We start from the raw sequence: 15,573 nt of genomic DNA, 5'->3' as shown, positions 1-15,573 counted from the left end.
TAGATGCCGAACGCATTGCCGCTGATCGAATTGGCGTAGATGTAGCCGCTGTTGTTGATGTTGACGTCGGCCAGGCTCATGGCGGCGACGCCGACCGCCACTGAACCCGTGAGGCCGTTGTTGGTTGCAAAGATGTTGGCCGAATTGTCGACCGTCGCGCCGGCCTGGCCGGCGGCAAGAACACCGATCGCACCGTCGTATCCGTGGGCATAGATGCCAAGAGCGCCGCTGTTGGTCACCGTCACCGTGCCTGCAGCCGTCGCTTGCACGCCAACCGCGCCTCCGTTGTACGAATGCGCGAAGATCACCCCGCTGTTGTCGAGGCTGGCATCAGCGTAAGCGCTCTCGACATAGACGCCGTAAGCATTGCCGTTGTAACTTTCGGAAAATACACGTTCATTGATGACCACGTCGGCAGCGCCGTTGTAGCTGAGTGCAACCACGCCTGCGGCAATGCCGTCGAAAGCGTAGGCACCCGCCGAACCGTCGATGGTGACGCTGGTGTCGCCGTTGTAGCTGTAGGCATACACCCCGATCGCATTGCCGTCGTCCTGGGCTTGCCCAGTCGAGTACGCGTTGCCGTTCACGGTCACGCTGGTGCCGCCGTTGTAGCTGACGGCATACACCCCGACCGCATTGCCGTCGCCGAAGGCGTGCCCATCCGCGTACCCGCCGCCGTTCACGGTCACGCTGGCGCCGTCATACCCGTAGACGTAGATGCCTATGGCATTGCCGTCGCCATAGGTATAGGCCCTCGCCTCATAGCTGTTCACCGTCGCGGTGCCGCCGGCGTACACGAGGATGCCCGTGGCGTTGTAGGTGCCATTGGTGTCGGCGTGTTGATGGCCGGTATTGGTGATGTCGACATTGCCGGTGGCGCTGACATAGTAAGCCGTCGCGTCATCGACATTGCTGTAGATGTGGACCATCGTGCCGACGGTTCCGGTGACATTGCCCACCACCGAGCCCACGCCGCCACCCGAGACCAACGACATCACCGGCGCACCCGGCGGCATCAAGCCTTCCAAGCCTTCCAGATCACCCAGACCGCCCGGAACCAAGGACAGATCGTGCACCTGCGCGAAGTCGATCGCCGCACGCTGCAGCTGCAGCACATGGGCCACCGGCACCTTGTGCGATGCCGCCGCGGCGGTGCCGCTGGTGGCACCCAGCGCCAAGGTCAATGCCGAGGCAGCCAGAACCGAGCGCACGGCGCGGGTCATGGGCGATTGCTTGATGCGGTTGGCAGTTGCTGCTGCGCGCGTGACGTTCCGTTTGTCGTTCATTGGTGCTTCCTCGTTATCCTTGAATTGGTTGATCGAAAAATCTTGCGGCCCCCGGGCCGCCCCTTGGTCTGCCTAGCGTTTCCACCCGTACTGCGCACACACGACCGACAGCGCCCCAGCGCATTAAACCCCGATTGTGTGATGGCTGTCTATTTGTTCCGACACGGAGAAAAGGGGGCGGACCGGCCACGCACGTCTCTGCACACACCCGCGCCGGCGCCGCCCCGGTGCCGATCAGGTGCAATCCGCCCCCTCGACCGGGGCACGCCGGTTCTGGAATAATCGTGCAGGTCTGGGCCCCGACCGGCCGAGGAACAGAGGTACACGGTGCGCGCACTCGATCAGGTCTTCCTGAAGAAGTTTTCGATTCTCATTGCCTTCCTGATCGCGGTCGGGCTGGGGCTGGCCCTGTTCGCGCACAACCTGAATGGGCAGAAGGGCTATCCGACGGATCCCGGCATCGCCCGCAGCACGGCAGAACGCATTGCGCCCGCCGGTGCGGTCTATGCCGGTGCCACCGGCGCAGCCCAACAGGCCGCGGCGGCGGCGGCGGCACAGGCGGCGGCCAGCGCCAATGTGCCGTTCGGCGGCAGCACCGACGGCGCAATGATCTTCAATGACGGCCCGTGCACCGCCTGCCATACCGGCGGCGTCGGCGGCGCGCCCAGGCTGGATGCGGCCGGGATCGGCGCACGGGCGGCCGCGCAGGGCTTGGACGAGCTGGTCAAGAAGGCGATCGCCGGCTTCACCGGTTCCACCGGAACGATGCCGGCGCGCGGCGGCAATGCCGCATTGACCGACGCACAGATGAAGGCGGCGGTTGAATACATGGTGGCGCAGAGCAAGAAGTAAGCCCGTTTTCGCCCGTTGGGTGACGGCTGCCTGCAGCGCAGGGCGCGTGGCGCTGGCGCCACGCCTGCCGCCGCCGTGCGTTGCAGGACTCCGGGGCGCATCTCCCACCGGTCCATGGCCCTGATTCGGCCATGACCGCCCCTCTGTCAGAATCCGGCCCATGAACGCGACCCCTGTCCACACTGCGGACGGCACCGAGGCGTGTGCCATTCCCGGCCCCTCCGGGGCCATCGAAGCCGCGCTGACGCCAGCGGATCCGCCCGCACGTCCGGTGCTGGCGATCGTCTGCCACCCGCTGCCCACCGAAGGCGGCAGCATGCACAACAAGGTGGTGACGATGACCGCACGGGGCCTGCGCGAGTCGGGCGTGACGACCTTGCGCTTCAATTTCCGCGGCGTGGGCGCGTCTGCCGGATCCTTCGACGACGGCCACGGCGAACAGGACGATCTGCGTGCGGTGGCCGCATGGGCGCGCCGACGGCTCCCGGACCACGCGCTGTGGCTGGCCGGGTTCAGCTTCGGAGCATGGATTGCGCTGCGCACGGCGGAGGAGCTGCAGGCGTCCGCGCTGATCACGATCGCACCGCCAGTGGGGCGAAGCTGGGACTTCGGCGATATTCGGCAGCCGACCACACCCTGGTTGCTGATCCAAGGCGAACAGGACGAACTCGTCGATCCGGCCGCGGTGCGGCAGTGGGTGGCAGGGATGGCACGGCCACCGGTGTTGGTCGAGGTTGACGGTGCCAGCCATTTCTTCCACCGCAAGCTGGTCGATCTGCGTGGCATCGTGAAGCACGGCGTGCGCGGCTGGCTGCCGGAGCCCCCATCGGCATGAACGATGCCGGACTTCCCTCACGGCGCTACGCGCAGGGCGTGGCGCGCGGCGACTGGCAGGACGACCCGGCCCAGCACGCGGCATTGGCGGCGCTGGACCGCATCCACACCGAATTGCTGACGGCTGCACCGTCGCCCGGCCTGTTGCACCGACTGCTGGGGGCGCAGGCGCCGGAGCCGACCCGCGGGCTGTACCTGTGGGGCGGGGTGGGCCGCGGCAAGACCTTCCTGATCGACTTGTTCTACGCCGGGCTGCCGCTGGAGAAAAAACGGCGCACCCACTTCCACCGCTTCATGCGCGAGGTCGGCGCGGGCCTGCGTGCCCATGCCGACCAGGCCGATCCGCTGGCGCTGCTGGCCCGCGACTGGCGGAAAAACCTGCAGGTGTTGGTGCTCGACGAGTTTTTCGTGATCGACATCGGCGATGCAATGCTGCTGGCGCGGCTGCTGGAACGGCTGTTTGCGGAAGGGGTGACCTTGGTCACCAGCTCCAATACCGTACCGGGGGCGCTTTACAAGGACGGACTGCAGCGGGCGCGCTTCCTGCCGGCGATCGATCTGTTGCAGCAGCGCTGCCAAGTGCTGGAGTTGGTGAGTCCAACCGATTATCGCCTGCGTGCGCTGACCCGCTCGCCGGTCTACCGCGCACCGCTGGATGCGCAATCCGATCCCTGGCTGGCGCAGCGCTGGCGCGAACTGGGCGGCGATGCCGCACACAAGGACGCCGGGATCATGATCGAGGGCCGTCGGATCCCGGTGCGTGCGCGCGCCGCTGGCCTGTGCTGGTTCGATTTCGCCGCATTGTGCGAGGGTCCGCGCAGCAGCAGCGATTACATCGAGATCGCCAGCGAATTCCACACCGTGCTGGTTGGCGGCGTGCCGTGCATGGACGCCAGCCGCGACGATGCGGCGCGGCGCTTCGTCAACCTGGTCGATGAACTGTACGATCGCCATGTGAACCTGGTGTGCACCGCCGACGCCGCACCGATGGACCTCTACACCGGCAAGCGGATCGCCGGTGCGTTCGAACGCACCGCCTCGCGGCTGGTGGAAATGCAGTCCACCGATTACCTCACCAGCGAGCACCACAGCCGATGAGCGCGCCATCCGAACACCCATCCCCACTCGGCCGCGATGTTGCCTATCCGGCACGCTATGCCCCGGACCTGCTGTATGCGATCCCGCGCAGCCTGGGACGGAACGCGCTGAAGCTGCCGCCGGGCGCTTCGCTGCCGTTCGTCGGCCACGACCGTTGGCAGGCCTATGAGTTGTCGTGGCTGGACGCGCGCGGCAAGCCGCAGGTGGCGACCGCCACCTTTTGCGTCCCGGCTGATTCACCCTGCCTGATCGAATCGAAGTCGCTCAAGCTCTATCTCAACTCGCTCAACTTCGAACGATTCAGCGACGCCGCAACGGTGGGCGAACGCATCGCAGCCGACCTCTCCACCGCTGCGGGCGCCACGGTGACGCTGGCCTTCGGCCTTCCGGCGCAGGAAGCCGCAACCGCAGGCGACTGCATCGACGGGCAGGCGATCACCGTCGATTGCTTTGGTCCACCCGATCCGGCGTTGTTGGTGGCGACAGGCGAGATCGTCAAGGAAACCCTGCACAGCGGTTTGCTCAAGTCCAATTGCCCAGTGACCGGACAGCCGGATTGGGCCGACCTGAGCCTCCATTACCACGGCCCGAGGATCGACCACGCCGGCCTGTTGCGCTACCTGGTGGGCTTCCGCGACCACGCCGAATTCCACGAGCAGTGCGTGGAACGCATCTTCATCGACGTGCTTACGCACTGCGGGCCGTCGGCGCTTGCGGTGGAAGCGCGTTACACCCGCCGCGGCGGCTTGGATATCAACCCGTGGCGGGCCACGCCGGGCCTGCCGCCGCCGCCGGCGCGGCGCACGTTGCGGCAATAGCGCCATGGCTCCGTGTTGGCGCCCATGGGTTTTCGGTCTGCTCGTGGCGGTGGCCGGCTGCACCCAGTCGTCGCCCGCGCCCGATGCTCGCCGCGCCGAGGCCACACCACCCATCCCGACCAACGCGCCAGCCTCGCCGACATCACCAGCCAGCGGACCACCACGCATCGCCGCCGTTGACCTCGGGGCGACGCTCGATGCCCGGCAACAGCTGGCCGTGCCGCAGTTGGCATTCACTCCTGCCGACACCATCCATGCTGCCGTGCACTTCGAAGGCTTCGACCGCAGCAGGGCGCACCGCATCGGGGTTCGCTGGAGCTACGGGCCATCCGACCAACCGGTGCTGGCAGAATCGAAAATGCTGGCGATCACCGGCCCCGGCGAAACCCTGTTTTCGATCCATCAGCCAGACGACTGGCCACCCGGGAGCTACCGTCTGCAGGTGCTGCTGGACGGTGTCGTGGTGCAGACGAGGCTGTTCGACGTCATTGCCCGCGCGCCATTGCCGACATCAATCGCAGCGCCTCCCGCAGTGACCCTCCCGTCGGCATCGGCCAAGCCTTGACCAAGGCCTCGCGGACGACGGTTTCCACACATTTCGCCCGATGCGCGACAATGTCGGTTTCCCTCCGCACCCGCAGCCCGCCATGTCCAAGATCCTCTACACCCTGACCGACGAAGCGCCGTTCCTGGCCACTGCCTCCTTCCTGCCGATCGTGCAGGCCTATGCACGGACGGCAGGCGTGACGGTGGAAACCCGCGACATCTCGCTGGCGGCGCGGATCCTGGCGCAGTTCCCGGACCTGCTGGGCGACAAGGCCGTGGCGGACGACCTGCGCGAGTTGGGCGAGCTGGCCAAGACGCCGGACGCCAACATCATCAAGCTGCCCAATATCAGCGCCTCGCTGCCGCAGCTCAAGGCCGCGATCGAGGAATTGCAACAGAAGGGCTATCCGCTGCCGGAGTATCCGGAAGCGCCGCAGGGCGAACGCGAGAAGGACATCAAGACCCGCTACGACCGCGCCAAGGGCAGCGCGGTGAACCCGGTGCTGCGCGAAGGCAATTCCGACCGCCGCGCACCGAAGGCGGTGAAGGCCTATGCGAGGAAGCACCCACACCGGATGGCGGCGTGGACCGCCGATTCGAAGACCCATGTTTCGCACATGGACCATGGCGATTTCTACGGCAGCGAGCAGAGCTACACCCTGGCCAACCCGAGCACGATCCGGATCGAATTCGTCAGTGCCACCGGCAGCACCTTCCCGCTGCGCGCGCCCTTGCAAGTGCAAGCTGGCGAGGTGATCGACGCCACCGTGCTCAGCGCCAAGGTGCTGGCCGATTTCATCGATGCCCAGATCGCCGACGCCAAGGCCAAGGACGTGCTGTTCTCGCTGCACCTGAAGGCCACCATGATGAAGGTGTCCGATCCGATCATGTTCGGCATCGTGGTCAGCCGCTTCTATGCGCCGGTGCTGGAGAAGCACCCGCGCACCCTCGCCGAGATCGGGTTTGATCCCAACAACGGCATCGGCGACCTGTACGCCAAGCTCGAACAGCTATCCGCCGCCGAGCGCGGTGCGATCGAGGCCGAGATCACCGCGCTGTACGCGCAGCGGCCCAGCTTGGCGATGGTCAATTCCGACAAGGGCATCACCAACCTGCACGTGCCGTCCGACGTGATCGTCGACGCCTCGATGCCGGCGATGATCCGCGACGGCGGCAAGATGTGGAACGCCAAGGGCGAGTTGCAGGACGTGAAGGCGGTGCTGCCGGACCGCAATTACGCCGACATCTACCAGGTCGTGATCGACGATTGCCGCGAGCACGGCGCGTTCAACCCGGCCACCATGGGCAGCGTGCCCAACGTCGGGCTGATGGCGCAGGCCGCCGAGGAATACGGCAGCCACGACAAGACCTTCAAGATCAGCGGCGACGGCATCGTCCGCGTGGTCGACGAGCAGGGCACGGTGATGCTGCAACACAAGGTCAAGGCCGGCGACGTCTGGCGCATGTGCCAAACGAAAGATGCGCCGATCCGCGATTGGGTGAAGCTGGCGGTCAGCCGCGCGCGCCTGTCGAACACGCCGGTGGTGTTCTGGCTGGATCCGCAGCGCGACCACGACCGCGGCCTGATCGCCAAGGTGGCGCTCTACCTCAACGACCACGACACCCGCGGGCTCGACATCCACATCCTCAGCCCCGAGGAAGCAATGCGCCACACCCTCAAGCGCGTGCGCGCCGGGCAGGACACCATCGCCGCCACCGGGAATGTCCTGCGCGACTACCTGACCGACCTGTTCCCGATTCTCGAGCTTGGCACCAGCGCGAAGATGCTGTCGATCGTGCCGCTGATGGCCGGTGGCGGCCTGTTCGAAACCGGCGCCGGCGGCAGCGCGCCCAAGCATGTGCAACAGTTCCTTGAAGAAGACTATTTGCGCTGGGATTCGCTGGGTGAATTCCTGGCGCTGGCGGCTTCGTTCGAGCACCTCGCCAATACCACCGGCAATGCGCGTGCGCAGGTGCTGGCTGATGCGCTGGATGCGGCCAATGCGAGCTTCCTCGACAACGACAAGTCGCCGGGGCGCAAGCTCGGCACGATTGACAATCGCGGCAGCCATTTCTACATCGCGCTGTACTGGGCGCAGGCGCTGGCCGCGCAAACGACCGATACCGAACTGGCGTCGAAATTCGCTGCGCTGGCCACGACGCTGGCCGCCAACGAAGCGAAGATCGTCGAGGAGCTTATCGCCGTGCAGGGCCATGCGGTCGATATCGGTGGTTACTACCAGCCGGACGCAGGCAAGCTGGCGGCGGCGATGCGGCCCTCGGCCACGCTCAACGGCGCGCTGGAAAGTTTGGTGAGCAGCTGAGTCACGCACTGACGGGTGCAGCAGGCGCGTCGGATTACGCCGTCGTCTCCGCGGCTATTGACGTCATTCCCGCGAAAGCGGGCCGCGTCTGACAAACGAATGTTTGTCCAATCCAAGGACGTTGCTGTTCAAGCGCTGGATTCCCGCTTTCGCGGGAATGACAGGGTGGTAGGTCAGAGGTACTTCCACCCAACTTCGGCCCGCAACGGGTAGGCTGTTGCTTCCGTCTACCCGGAAGCGCCCGCATGACCCGTTCGATCACACTCGCTGTCGGCCTCGCGCTGTGCCTCGCCGGCACCGCCGGATTCGCCATCGCGCAACAGACGGTCGCCACGACGCCCAGCACGCCAGCCGCCGCACCCGGCGCGGCGCTGGATGCGGCCCTGGCCGGTGACTGGCGCGCGCCGCAGGACATGCTGCGCGACCGCTACCGCCATCCGGCCCAGACCCTCGCGTTCTTCGGCGTGCAGCCGGATGAAACCGTCATCGAGATCACTCCCGGCGGCGGTTGGTATGCCGATATCCTCGCGCCCTACCTGCGTCCGCACGGTCATTACGTCGCCGCGACCTGGGACGACGCGATCGCCGGCCAACCCGGCTATCGCTACGCGCTGAACAAGACCCTGCGCGACAAGATCACCGCGCGCCCGGACGTGTACGGCCAGCCGGAGCTGCGCGCCTTCGACGCCAAGGCGCCGAGCTTTGGCCCACCCAATTCCGCCGATACCGTGCTGACCTTCCGCAACGCCCACAACTGGGTGGCCGACGGCAATGCCGAGGCTTACTTCAAGGCCTTCTTCGTCGTGCTCAAACCCGGCGGCACGCTGGGCGTGGTCGACCATCGCGCCAAGCCAGGCACCGATCTGGAGACGATGAAGAAATCCGGCTATCTGACCGAGGACCTGATCACCGCGCTGGCCACCCAGGCCGGCTTCGTGCTGGAGGAAAAAAGCGAGATCAATGCCAATCCAAGCGACGACACCCACCACCCCAACGGCGTGTGGACGCTGCCGCCCACCAACAGCCACGACGCGGCAGACGACGCCAAGTACAAGGCCATCGGCGAGAGCGACCGGATGACCTTGCGCTTCCGCAAGCCGGCGGCCTGAGCACCGCGAGCGCCGCGATGGAGCCCGTGCGCCTCGACATCGACCGGGCCCTGCTCGAGCGTTCGTGGTCGCGGGCGTGGCTGGCGCTGGGCGCCAAGCCCACGGCAGCATGGTTCGACGAGGTCATCGCCCGCTATCGGGAACCGCAGCGCAGCTACCACACGCTGCAGCACCTTCACGAGTGCATCCACGGGCTGGAGCCGGTGCTCGCGCTGGCGGAGGCCCCCGGTGAGGTGGAAATCGCGCTTTGGTTCCACGATGCCATCTACGACCCGAAGCGCAGCGACAACGAAGTCGAAAGCGCACGCTTGGCGCAACGTGCGCTGGCGGCTGGCGGTGTTGCGGAGGCGACGATCGCCCGCGTTTGCCGGTTCATCATGGTCACCCAGCATGCCGCCTTGCCATCGACCCCCGACGAACAGCTGATCGTCGATATCGACCTTGCCATCCTCGGCGCGGCCGAGGCCCGCTTCGCCGAGTACGAAGCGCAAATACGACGGGAATACGGCTGGGTTCCCGGTTGGCTGTTCCGTCGCAAGCGCAAGGCCATCTTGGGCGAATTTTTCGCGCGCGCTCCGCTGTACGGAACCGCCCATTTCCACGATCGGCTGGAAGCGCAGGCACGGCGCAACCTGGCGCGCGCCATTGGCGTGGCGGCCTGACCGTCGCCGCTCACCGCACCATGCTGATCGCCTTCAACAAGCCCCACGGCGTGCTCTGCCAGTTCACCGACCGCAGCGTGCCGACACGGTGCACGCTGGCCGAGTTCGACTTGCCGAAAGGCGTCTATCCCGCCGGACGGCTGGATTTCGATTCCGAAGGCCTGTTGCTGCTGACCGATGACGGCGGGCTGGCGCATCGGCTTACCGATCCGAAACACAAGCAGCCCAAGACTTACTGGGTACAGGTGGAAGGTGAGCCGACCGAGGTGCAACTGCGTGCATTGCGTGAGGGCGTGCTGCTCAACGACGGCCCAAGCTTGCCAGCGCAAGCGCGCCGTCTCGATACACCCACGTTGTGGCCGCGCGATCCGCCGGTGCGCTTCCGCAAATCCGTGCCTGATGCCTGGCTGGAACTGGTGATCCGCGAAGGCCGCAACCGCCAAGTGCGGCGAATGACCGCGGCGGTGGGGCTGCCGACCTTGCGTCTGGTCCGGGTCGCGGTCGGTGGGCAGCGGCTGGACACCCTGCAACCCGGCCAGTGGCGTGAATCCGGCACCTGATCGTTGCACGGGACGGCATGGTCGTTGCGAAGGCCGTTTGCTAACGTGGACGGTCCCTCCATGGTCGGAAGCACCCTCAGGTGCCGCAGCGTTCCGCCAGTACTGGTCGCATCCTCGTCATCTCCCTGCACGGTGAAACCCCCGCGCTGGCCGCACTGCTGCGAGAGGCGGGTCACGCGCTGGTGACGGTACAGGACCCGGATGCTGCGCTGGCCGCAATCGCCAATCACGCCCCCGACCTGGCGCTCATGGATGGCTTGCGAGACGCCGATGCGGAGTTCGACCTGATCGGCGCCCTGGCCCAAGGCGACGACGAACCGAGGCTGCCGGTGGTGGTCCTGCTTGCCGAGGATTCATCACGACAGCGGTTGCGTGCGTTCGGTGCGGGTGCCGCCGATTGCCTTTCGCTTCCGTGTGATGGGGATGAATTGCTGGCGAGGGTGCGCGTGCACCTGCACCAAAAGCAGGCTCGCGAACTGCTTGAAGGTGCGTTACGCCAGCGCCAGGAACTGTTCAACCTGATCGCCCACGACATCAAGAACCCCCTGACCTCGGTCCTGTTCGCCCGCGAAATGCTTGCTCTTCCCGACGTCAGGCAAGAGCGGGTTGCGCGCTATCTACAGATCATCGAGGAAAGCACGCACGAGGCGCTGGATTTCGTACGCGACTACTTGGAACGGCAGTCCCCGGGCGGACCTCGACCCGATGCATCCAGTCCAAGCGCTCCCTTGGCCGCAACCCTGCGCTGGCTGGCCGCGCGCTACGAGTTGCAGTTGGAGGCCCACGGCCTGCGCCTGAAAACGGTCGTCCCCGAGGGCGATGCCTGCGTGGCAATCGATGGCCGGATGCTGCGCCACGTCGGTGAGAACCTGCTCGGCAATGCGCTCAAGTACGCACGCAGTGGCGGCGAGGTCGACCTCGTTGGCCGTCCGGGCCGTCCCGGACATTGGCAATTGGTGGTGCAGGACCGCGGCCCCGGGGTGCCAGCAGATTTCCAGCCAATCCTGTTCAAGCCGTTCCAGCGCGCCGATGGGCGCGATGTGCCCAATGGCCTGTCCAATGGGCTGGGTCTGGCGCTGGCACGGCAAATCGTGGTCGGCTCAGGAGGCCGGCTCTGGTATGAAGACCGCCCCGGTGGCGGTGCCTGTTTCACGGTGGAACTACAAGCTGCAACCTGCCGTGATCCCGAGGCAACGGATCAAACGCCGTAATCGTCCTGTTCGTGGTCGCCCAAGCGCACCGCTTGCAATCGCCTCTTGCCACCACCCTCGGTGGCAAGCTGACGCTTGCGATAGCGCGCCGCCAACCACAGCAGCCCGGCTCCCGCAACGGCTGCACCGACGAGATAGGGATTACGGCGAACGAAATTTCCGGCCACCTTCGAGCCTGCGCGCAGCGCCCCCAGTGCCGCACCGGTTTCGATCCATTGCGCGGCCTTGTCCGGCACCCGCTTGCGAAGACCGTCGCCGATCTCGCCAATCAATTCCAGCGCACGATCCTGCGCCGTATCGAGCTTGCCCATTTCCAGCCTCCCGAAAACCCAAAGCTTGCCGCAAGTATGGCGCGAAACGCCATCATCCCTGGAATCGCCTCAACTTGCCGTTCAGCCTACAGCGGGACGCCGCTCCCCTCTCGGGGCCGACCTCATGTCCCGCGTGGCTTGGCCCGGTGCGTGGCCGCCGCGTTCCAGGGATCGTCCGGCCACGGGTGCTTGGGGTAGCGGCCCTTCATTTCCTTTTTCACCTCGGCATAGGTGCTGTTCCAGAAGTTCTTCAGGTCGGACGTCACTTGCAGGGGTTTGCCGCCGGGTGAGAGCAGGTGCAGCAGCAGCGGCACCCGGCCGTCGGCCACCCGCGGTGTTTCCGCGAGCCCGAACAACTCCTGCAGCTTGACTGCCAAAACCGGGGGGGCGGGCTCGCCGTGATCATCCAATCGATAGGCGATGCTGCGCTGCATGCCCGAGGGCACGCTAATGCGATCAGGTGCTAATGCGTTAATGCGCTGGCGCATGCTCCAATCCACGCAGGATTTCAGGGCCTCGACCAAGGCCTCGGGCTCCAGGCCATCCAGCCGGGACTTGCCGTTGAAGGTCGGTTGCAACCAGGTCTCGAGGGACGCCAACAACGCCGCTTCGGACAGGTCGGGCAAACCCAGCTCGGGCATCCAGCGGCGCAGGCATTGCACCCGCACCCGCCATTGCGACAAGGCCTCGCTCCACGGCAAGCACGCCAGCCCCAAATCCCGCACCGCTGCCGTCAGCGCCTGCGCCGCTTGCGCCGGATCGACGCGACCTGCCGATTTCGATGCCAACACGATGCCGTCAAAACGGGTCACCCGCTCGCTGACGAGTGCACGTTTGCCAGCATCCCAACGCACTTCGTCGGCTTCGGAAAAATGTGCGGCAAAGACTTCGCGCAATTTCGCCTCATCGACCGGCGCACCGCGCAGCAGCAGTGCGTCCTTGGCTTCGAAGCGCAATTCGTTGGCGACGATCCACGGCTCGCCGAACAGCGCGGAATCATCGAACAGCCGCAGCATCCGGCCATTGCTCAACTGATAGCGCTTGGGATCCTGCGGATGCTGCCTGCCGATGCGATCCGGAAAGGCATGCGCCAGCAGATCGCCAAAGGCGTGGGCGGGTGCGGAGGTCAGCGGCAGAGCCTCGCAGCGCAGCCGCCGCCGCCATTGTTTCGCCGCTCGATCGATGGCGTCCAATCCGGCTCGACTGGCATCGTCGGCGAGGCGGCCTTGCCGGAACGCCGCCAACGCTTGCCAGCGCGAGGCCAAGGCATCCGAACGCGTGCGCAGCGGATCGCGGGCTTCCAACAGTGCGGCCAGATCGCAGGCCAACGCCTGTTGCAGCGGCGTGGCACTGGCCAGCAGCAACGCGGCCAGCCGCGGATGCGTGCCCAGCGCCAGCATCGTGCGGCCACGGGGGGTGATCCTGCCCTGCGCGTCCAACGCGTCCAGACGGTGCAGCAACTCGCGCGCCGCGGCCATTGCGCCGGCAGGCGGCGGATCCACGTAGCGGAGCGCATCGCTGCCCCAGGCGGCAAGCTCCAGCGCCAACCCGGCGAGTTCGATTTGAGCGATCTCCGGCCGCCGCTGCGGCTCCAGCCGCTGCGATTGCGGCCACAGGCGATAGGCGAAACCCTCCGCCACGCGACCGGCGCGGCCCGCGCGCTGATCGGCACTGGCCTGTGAAATGGTCACGCTGTCGAGCCGCGAAAACCCACTATTGGGGTCGAACCTCGGTTCGCGGGCAAGCCCGGCATCGATCACCACCCGCACGCCCGGCAAGGTCACCGACGATTCGGCGACATTGGTCGCCAGCACCACCCTCCGCCCGCCGTCTGCCGATGGCTGCAATACGCGGGTTTGTTGCTCCAGCGGGAGTTCGCCATGAAGCGGGAGCACTTCGATTTCACAGTTTCCTTCTCCCCTCGGGAGAAGGTGGCGCGCGGCGCCGGATGCGGGTTCGTTGCACCCAACCCTCACCCCTACCCCTCTCCCGGGGGGAGAGGGGTTTAGCACTGCGCCCACTTTCGTGATCTCGCGCTGCCCCGGCAGGAACACCAGCAGATCTCCGGGATGTTCGATCAGAGCGTGTTCGATCGCACGTTTGACCTGATGTTCCAGCACTTCCTCGCGACGCGCCGGGAAATGCGCAATCGCCACCGGGTAGCTGCGCCCTTCGCTGCTGATCCGCGGTGCATCCAGAAACGACGCGAGACGCTCACCATCCAACGTGGCCGACATCACCACGATGCGCAGATCGTCACGCAAACCCGCCTGCACATCCAACGCCAAGGCCAACCCAAGGTCGCCACTCAAATGGCGTTCGTGGAATTCATCGAAGAGGATCGCGCCGATGCCTTCCAGCAGCGGGTCGTCCTGCAACATGCGGGTGAGGATGCCCTCGGTGACCACCTCGATTCGCGTGCGCGGCGACACCTTGTTCTCGAAGCGGATGCGATAGCCAACGGTTTCACCCAAGGCCTCGCCAAGCTGCTTGGCCATGAAGCCAGCCGCCGCCCGTGCGGCGACGCGGCGTGGTTCCAGCATCACGATCTTGCTGCCCTGCAGCCACGACGCATCCAGCAGGGCCAGCGGCACCTGGGTGGTCTTGCCAGCACCCGGCGGCGCTTCCAGCACCAGCCGCGGATGCCCTGCCAGCGAGTGGACGATGCGCGGCAACAGCACGCTGATCGGGAAGCTCATCCGGGCATTGTAGGAGCAGGCCCCATCGGCCCGTGACCGCCATCGCGCAACCACCATCGGAACATGACGGTTTCGCAATCTGCATTGCCTCCTCCGGGCCATCGGCCTAGACTGCGCGCACTCCCGCCGGGCGCCAGCCCCGCGCGGATTCCAAGGAGCCCTTTCCGATGCCCAGCGACAGTCCCAGTCGATCGACCACGCTGTCGCTGCGTCACGCTGGCTGAAACAGGTCGGCTCACGCGGCGACAGCCGCAACCTCTTGAGGTGAGCCATGACCCCGACCCTGCAGGCCTTGGTGCCTGACTTGAATGCGTTTGGCGAGCGCAATATCGCCGACGCCATCGAATTGCTGAACAGCTGCGCGCTCGACGACGCGGCCGAGATCACCACGCAGCTGCCGCTGGAGCGCGCCATCGACATGTTCGACCGCCCCGAGCTGCAACGTGCCGGCGCACTGGTCGCACGCCTGCCTGATCTGCGCGCCGCCGACCTGCTGGAAGGCATGGCCGACGACCGCGCCGCCGACGTGCTGCTGGAACTGGACGAGGCCGATCGTGCCCGCTTGTCCGGCCGCCTGCGCAGCGGCACGCTGGAAGCCCTGCGCCGGCTGATGCGCTACGCACCGCGCACGGCCGGCAGCCTGATGACCACCGAATTCGTCTCGGTGCCATCGGACTGGACGGTGGCGCAGACCTTGGCGCATGTGCGCCGAGTCGAGCGCTCACGCGAGACGGTGTACGCGATCTACCTACAGGATCCGGCCAGCCACGCCCTGCAGCGGATGGTGTCATTGCGGCGGCTGGTCTCCGGCGAACCGGAGGCGACGGCGCTGTCGGTGGCGCAGCGGTCCGATCCGGTGTGGGTGTCGGCGACCACCAATCAAGAAGAAGTGGCGCGCTTGATCCGCCGCCACGACCTGCTCGCCATTCCGGTGCTGGATGAAGCCCGCCATGTGCTGGGCGTGGTCACCGTCGACGACGTGCTGGACGCGCTGATCGCCGAAGGCACCGAGGACGCGCATAAGTTCGGCGGCCTGCAGGCGATCAGTCGGCCCTACCTGCAAACCGGCTTCTGGGCGATGATCAAGAAGCGCGCCGGCTGGCTGAGCGCGCTGTTCCTGGGCGAGATGCTGACCGCCAGCGCGATGCAGCATTTCGACAACGAGCTGGCCAAGGCGGTGATGCTGACCTTGTTCATCCCCTTGATCATGAGCTCGGGTGGCAATTCCGGTTCGCAGGCCACCTCCCTGCTGATCCGCAGCCT

General features: G+C 66.3%; 14 protein-coding genes. 11 read left to right on the top strand and 3 right to left on the bottom strand.

Going from position 1 to position 15,573, the window contains the following annotated elements:
- On the bottom strand, window positions 1–1,286 hold a 1,286-nt coding region (locus IT472_RS01840), incomplete at its 3' end, for a hypothetical protein (RefSeq protein WP_297177500.1).
- A 327-nt stretch (window positions 1,287–1,613) separates the two neighbouring features.
- Between IT472_RS01840 and IT472_RS01835 the strand changes: the two genes are divergently transcribed.
- From IT472_RS01835 to IT472_RS01790, 10 genes are all read left to right on the top strand, one after another.
- Entirely contained in the window at window positions 1,614–2,138 is a 525-nt protein-coding gene (locus IT472_RS01835; RefSeq protein ID WP_297177497.1) for a c-type cytochrome, read from the top strand.
- Between the two features lie 160 nt (window positions 2,139–2,298).
- The gene (locus IT472_RS01830) at window positions 2,299–2,973 is read left to right on the top strand and encodes an alpha/beta fold hydrolase (protein ID WP_297177495.1); all 675 of its coding nucleotides are present in this window, start codon (window positions 2,299–2,301) and stop codon (window positions 2,971–2,973) included.
- A complete protein-coding gene (zapE, locus tag IT472_RS01825; RefSeq protein ID WP_297177492.1) occupies window positions 2,970–4,070 on the top strand; it encodes a cell division protein ZapE in 1,101 nt (366 codons plus the stop codon). Before IT472_RS01830 ends, zapE begins: the two co-directional genes overlap by 4 nt.
- Window positions 4,067–4,888 carry an NADPH-dependent 7-cyano-7-deazaguanine reductase QueF gene (queF, locus tag IT472_RS01820; protein WP_297177488.1) on the top strand — a complete coding sequence of 274 codons (822 nt, stop codon included), beginning with the start codon at window positions 4,067–4,069 and terminating at the stop codon, window positions 4,886–4,888. Before zapE ends, queF begins: the two co-directional genes overlap by 4 nt.
- 4 nt (window positions 4,889–4,892) lie before the next feature.
- Window positions 4,893–5,453 carry a hypothetical protein gene (locus tag IT472_RS01815; protein WP_297177485.1) on the top strand — a complete coding sequence of 187 codons (561 nt, stop codon included), beginning with the start codon at window positions 4,893–4,895 and terminating at the stop codon, window positions 5,451–5,453.
- 82 nt (window positions 5,454–5,535) lie between these two features.
- Window positions 5,536–7,758 (top strand): NADP-dependent isocitrate dehydrogenase, encoded by a 2,223-nt coding sequence (locus tag IT472_RS01810; protein WP_297177482.1) that lies wholly within the window; start codon window positions 5,536–5,538, stop codon window positions 7,756–7,758.
- Window positions 7,759–8,003: 245 nt separating this feature from the next.
- Complete coding sequence (locus tag IT472_RS01805) at window positions 8,004–8,867, top strand: methyltransferase (RefSeq protein ID WP_297177479.1); 864 nt, start codon at window positions 8,004–8,006, stop codon at window positions 8,865–8,867.
- Between the two features lie 17 nt (window positions 8,868–8,884).
- Window positions 8,885–9,529: an N-methyl-D-aspartate receptor NMDAR2C subunit gene (locus IT472_RS01800; protein WP_297177476.1), complete on the top strand. Its 645-nt coding sequence runs from the start codon at window positions 8,885–8,887 to the stop codon at window positions 9,527–9,529.
- 20 nt (window positions 9,530–9,549) lie between these two features.
- Window positions 9,550–10,089, top strand: a complete 540-nt coding sequence (locus IT472_RS01795; RefSeq protein WP_297177473.1) for a pseudouridine synthase — start codon at window positions 9,550–9,552, stop codon at window positions 10,087–10,089.
- An 80-nt stretch (window positions 10,090–10,169) separates the two neighbouring features.
- The gene (locus IT472_RS01790; RefSeq protein ID WP_297177470.1) at window positions 10,170–11,300 is read left to right on the top strand and encodes an ATP-binding protein; all 1,131 of its coding nucleotides are present in this window, start codon (window positions 10,170–10,172) and stop codon (window positions 11,298–11,300) included.
- Here the strand turns inward: IT472_RS01790 and IT472_RS01785 are convergent.
- Both IT472_RS01785 and hrpB read right to left on the bottom strand, forming a co-directional pair.
- Window positions 11,288–11,611, bottom strand: coding sequence for a hypothetical protein (locus IT472_RS01785; RefSeq protein WP_297177467.1), 324 nt, complete (start codon window positions 11,609–11,611; stop codon window positions 11,288–11,290). The two genes, IT472_RS01790 and IT472_RS01785, sit on opposite strands and share 13 nt — an antisense overlap.
- A gap of 122 nt (window positions 11,612–11,733) precedes the next feature.
- Window positions 11,734–14,310: an ATP-dependent helicase HrpB gene (gene hrpB, locus IT472_RS01780; protein ID WP_297177464.1), complete on the bottom strand. Its 2,577-nt coding sequence runs from the start codon at window positions 14,308–14,310 to the stop codon at window positions 11,734–11,736.
- A gap of 271 nt (window positions 14,311–14,581) precedes the next feature.
- Between hrpB and IT472_RS01775 the strand changes: the two genes are divergently transcribed.
- The coding region (locus IT472_RS01775) for a CBS domain-containing protein (RefSeq protein WP_297177461.1) at window positions 14,582–15,573 on the top strand (992 nt) is incomplete at its 3' end.

It is taken from the genome of Thermomonas sp. (assembly GCF_020850895.1).
Classification (GTDB): domain Bacteria; phylum Pseudomonadota; class Gammaproteobacteria; order Xanthomonadales; family Xanthomonadaceae; genus Thermomonas.
Note: the sequence above shows the minus strand (reverse complement) of the source record. Positions and strands in the feature narration are given on the sequence as shown.

Bases quoted from the DNA above. Each gene is read 5' to 3' on its own strand.
- IT472_RS01830 (WP_297177495.1), top strand. From the start codon at position 2,299: ATGAACGCGACCCCTGTCCACACTGCGGACGGCACCGAGGCGTGTGCC.
- zapE (WP_297177492.1), top strand. From the start codon at position 2,970: ATGAACGATGCCGGACTTCCCTCACGGCGCTACGCGCAGGGCGTGGCG.
- queF (WP_297177488.1), top strand. From the start codon at position 4,067: ATGAGCGCGCCATCCGAACACCCATCCCCACTCGGCCGCGATGTTGCC.
- IT472_RS01815 (WP_297177485.1), top strand. From the start codon at position 4,893: ATGGCTCCGTGTTGGCGCCCATGGGTTTTCGGTCTGCTCGTGGCGGTG.
- IT472_RS01810 (WP_297177482.1), top strand. From the start codon at position 5,536: ATGTCCAAGATCCTCTACACCCTGACCGACGAAGCGCCGTTCCTGGCC.
- IT472_RS01805 (WP_297177479.1), top strand. From the start codon at position 8,004: ATGACCCGTTCGATCACACTCGCTGTCGGCCTCGCGCTGTGCCTCGCC.
- IT472_RS01800 (WP_297177476.1), top strand. From the start codon at position 8,885: ATGGAGCCCGTGCGCCTCGACATCGACCGGGCCCTGCTCGAGCGTTCG.
- IT472_RS01795 (WP_297177473.1), top strand. From the start codon at position 9,550: ATGCTGATCGCCTTCAACAAGCCCCACGGCGTGCTCTGCCAGTTCACC.
- IT472_RS01785 (WP_297177467.1), bottom strand. From the start codon at position 11,611: ATGGGCAAGCTCGATACGGCGCAGGATCGTGCGCTGGAATTGATTGGC.
- hrpB (WP_297177464.1), bottom strand. From the start codon at position 14,310: ATGAGCTTCCCGATCAGCGTGCTGTTGCCGCGCATCGTCCACTCGCTG.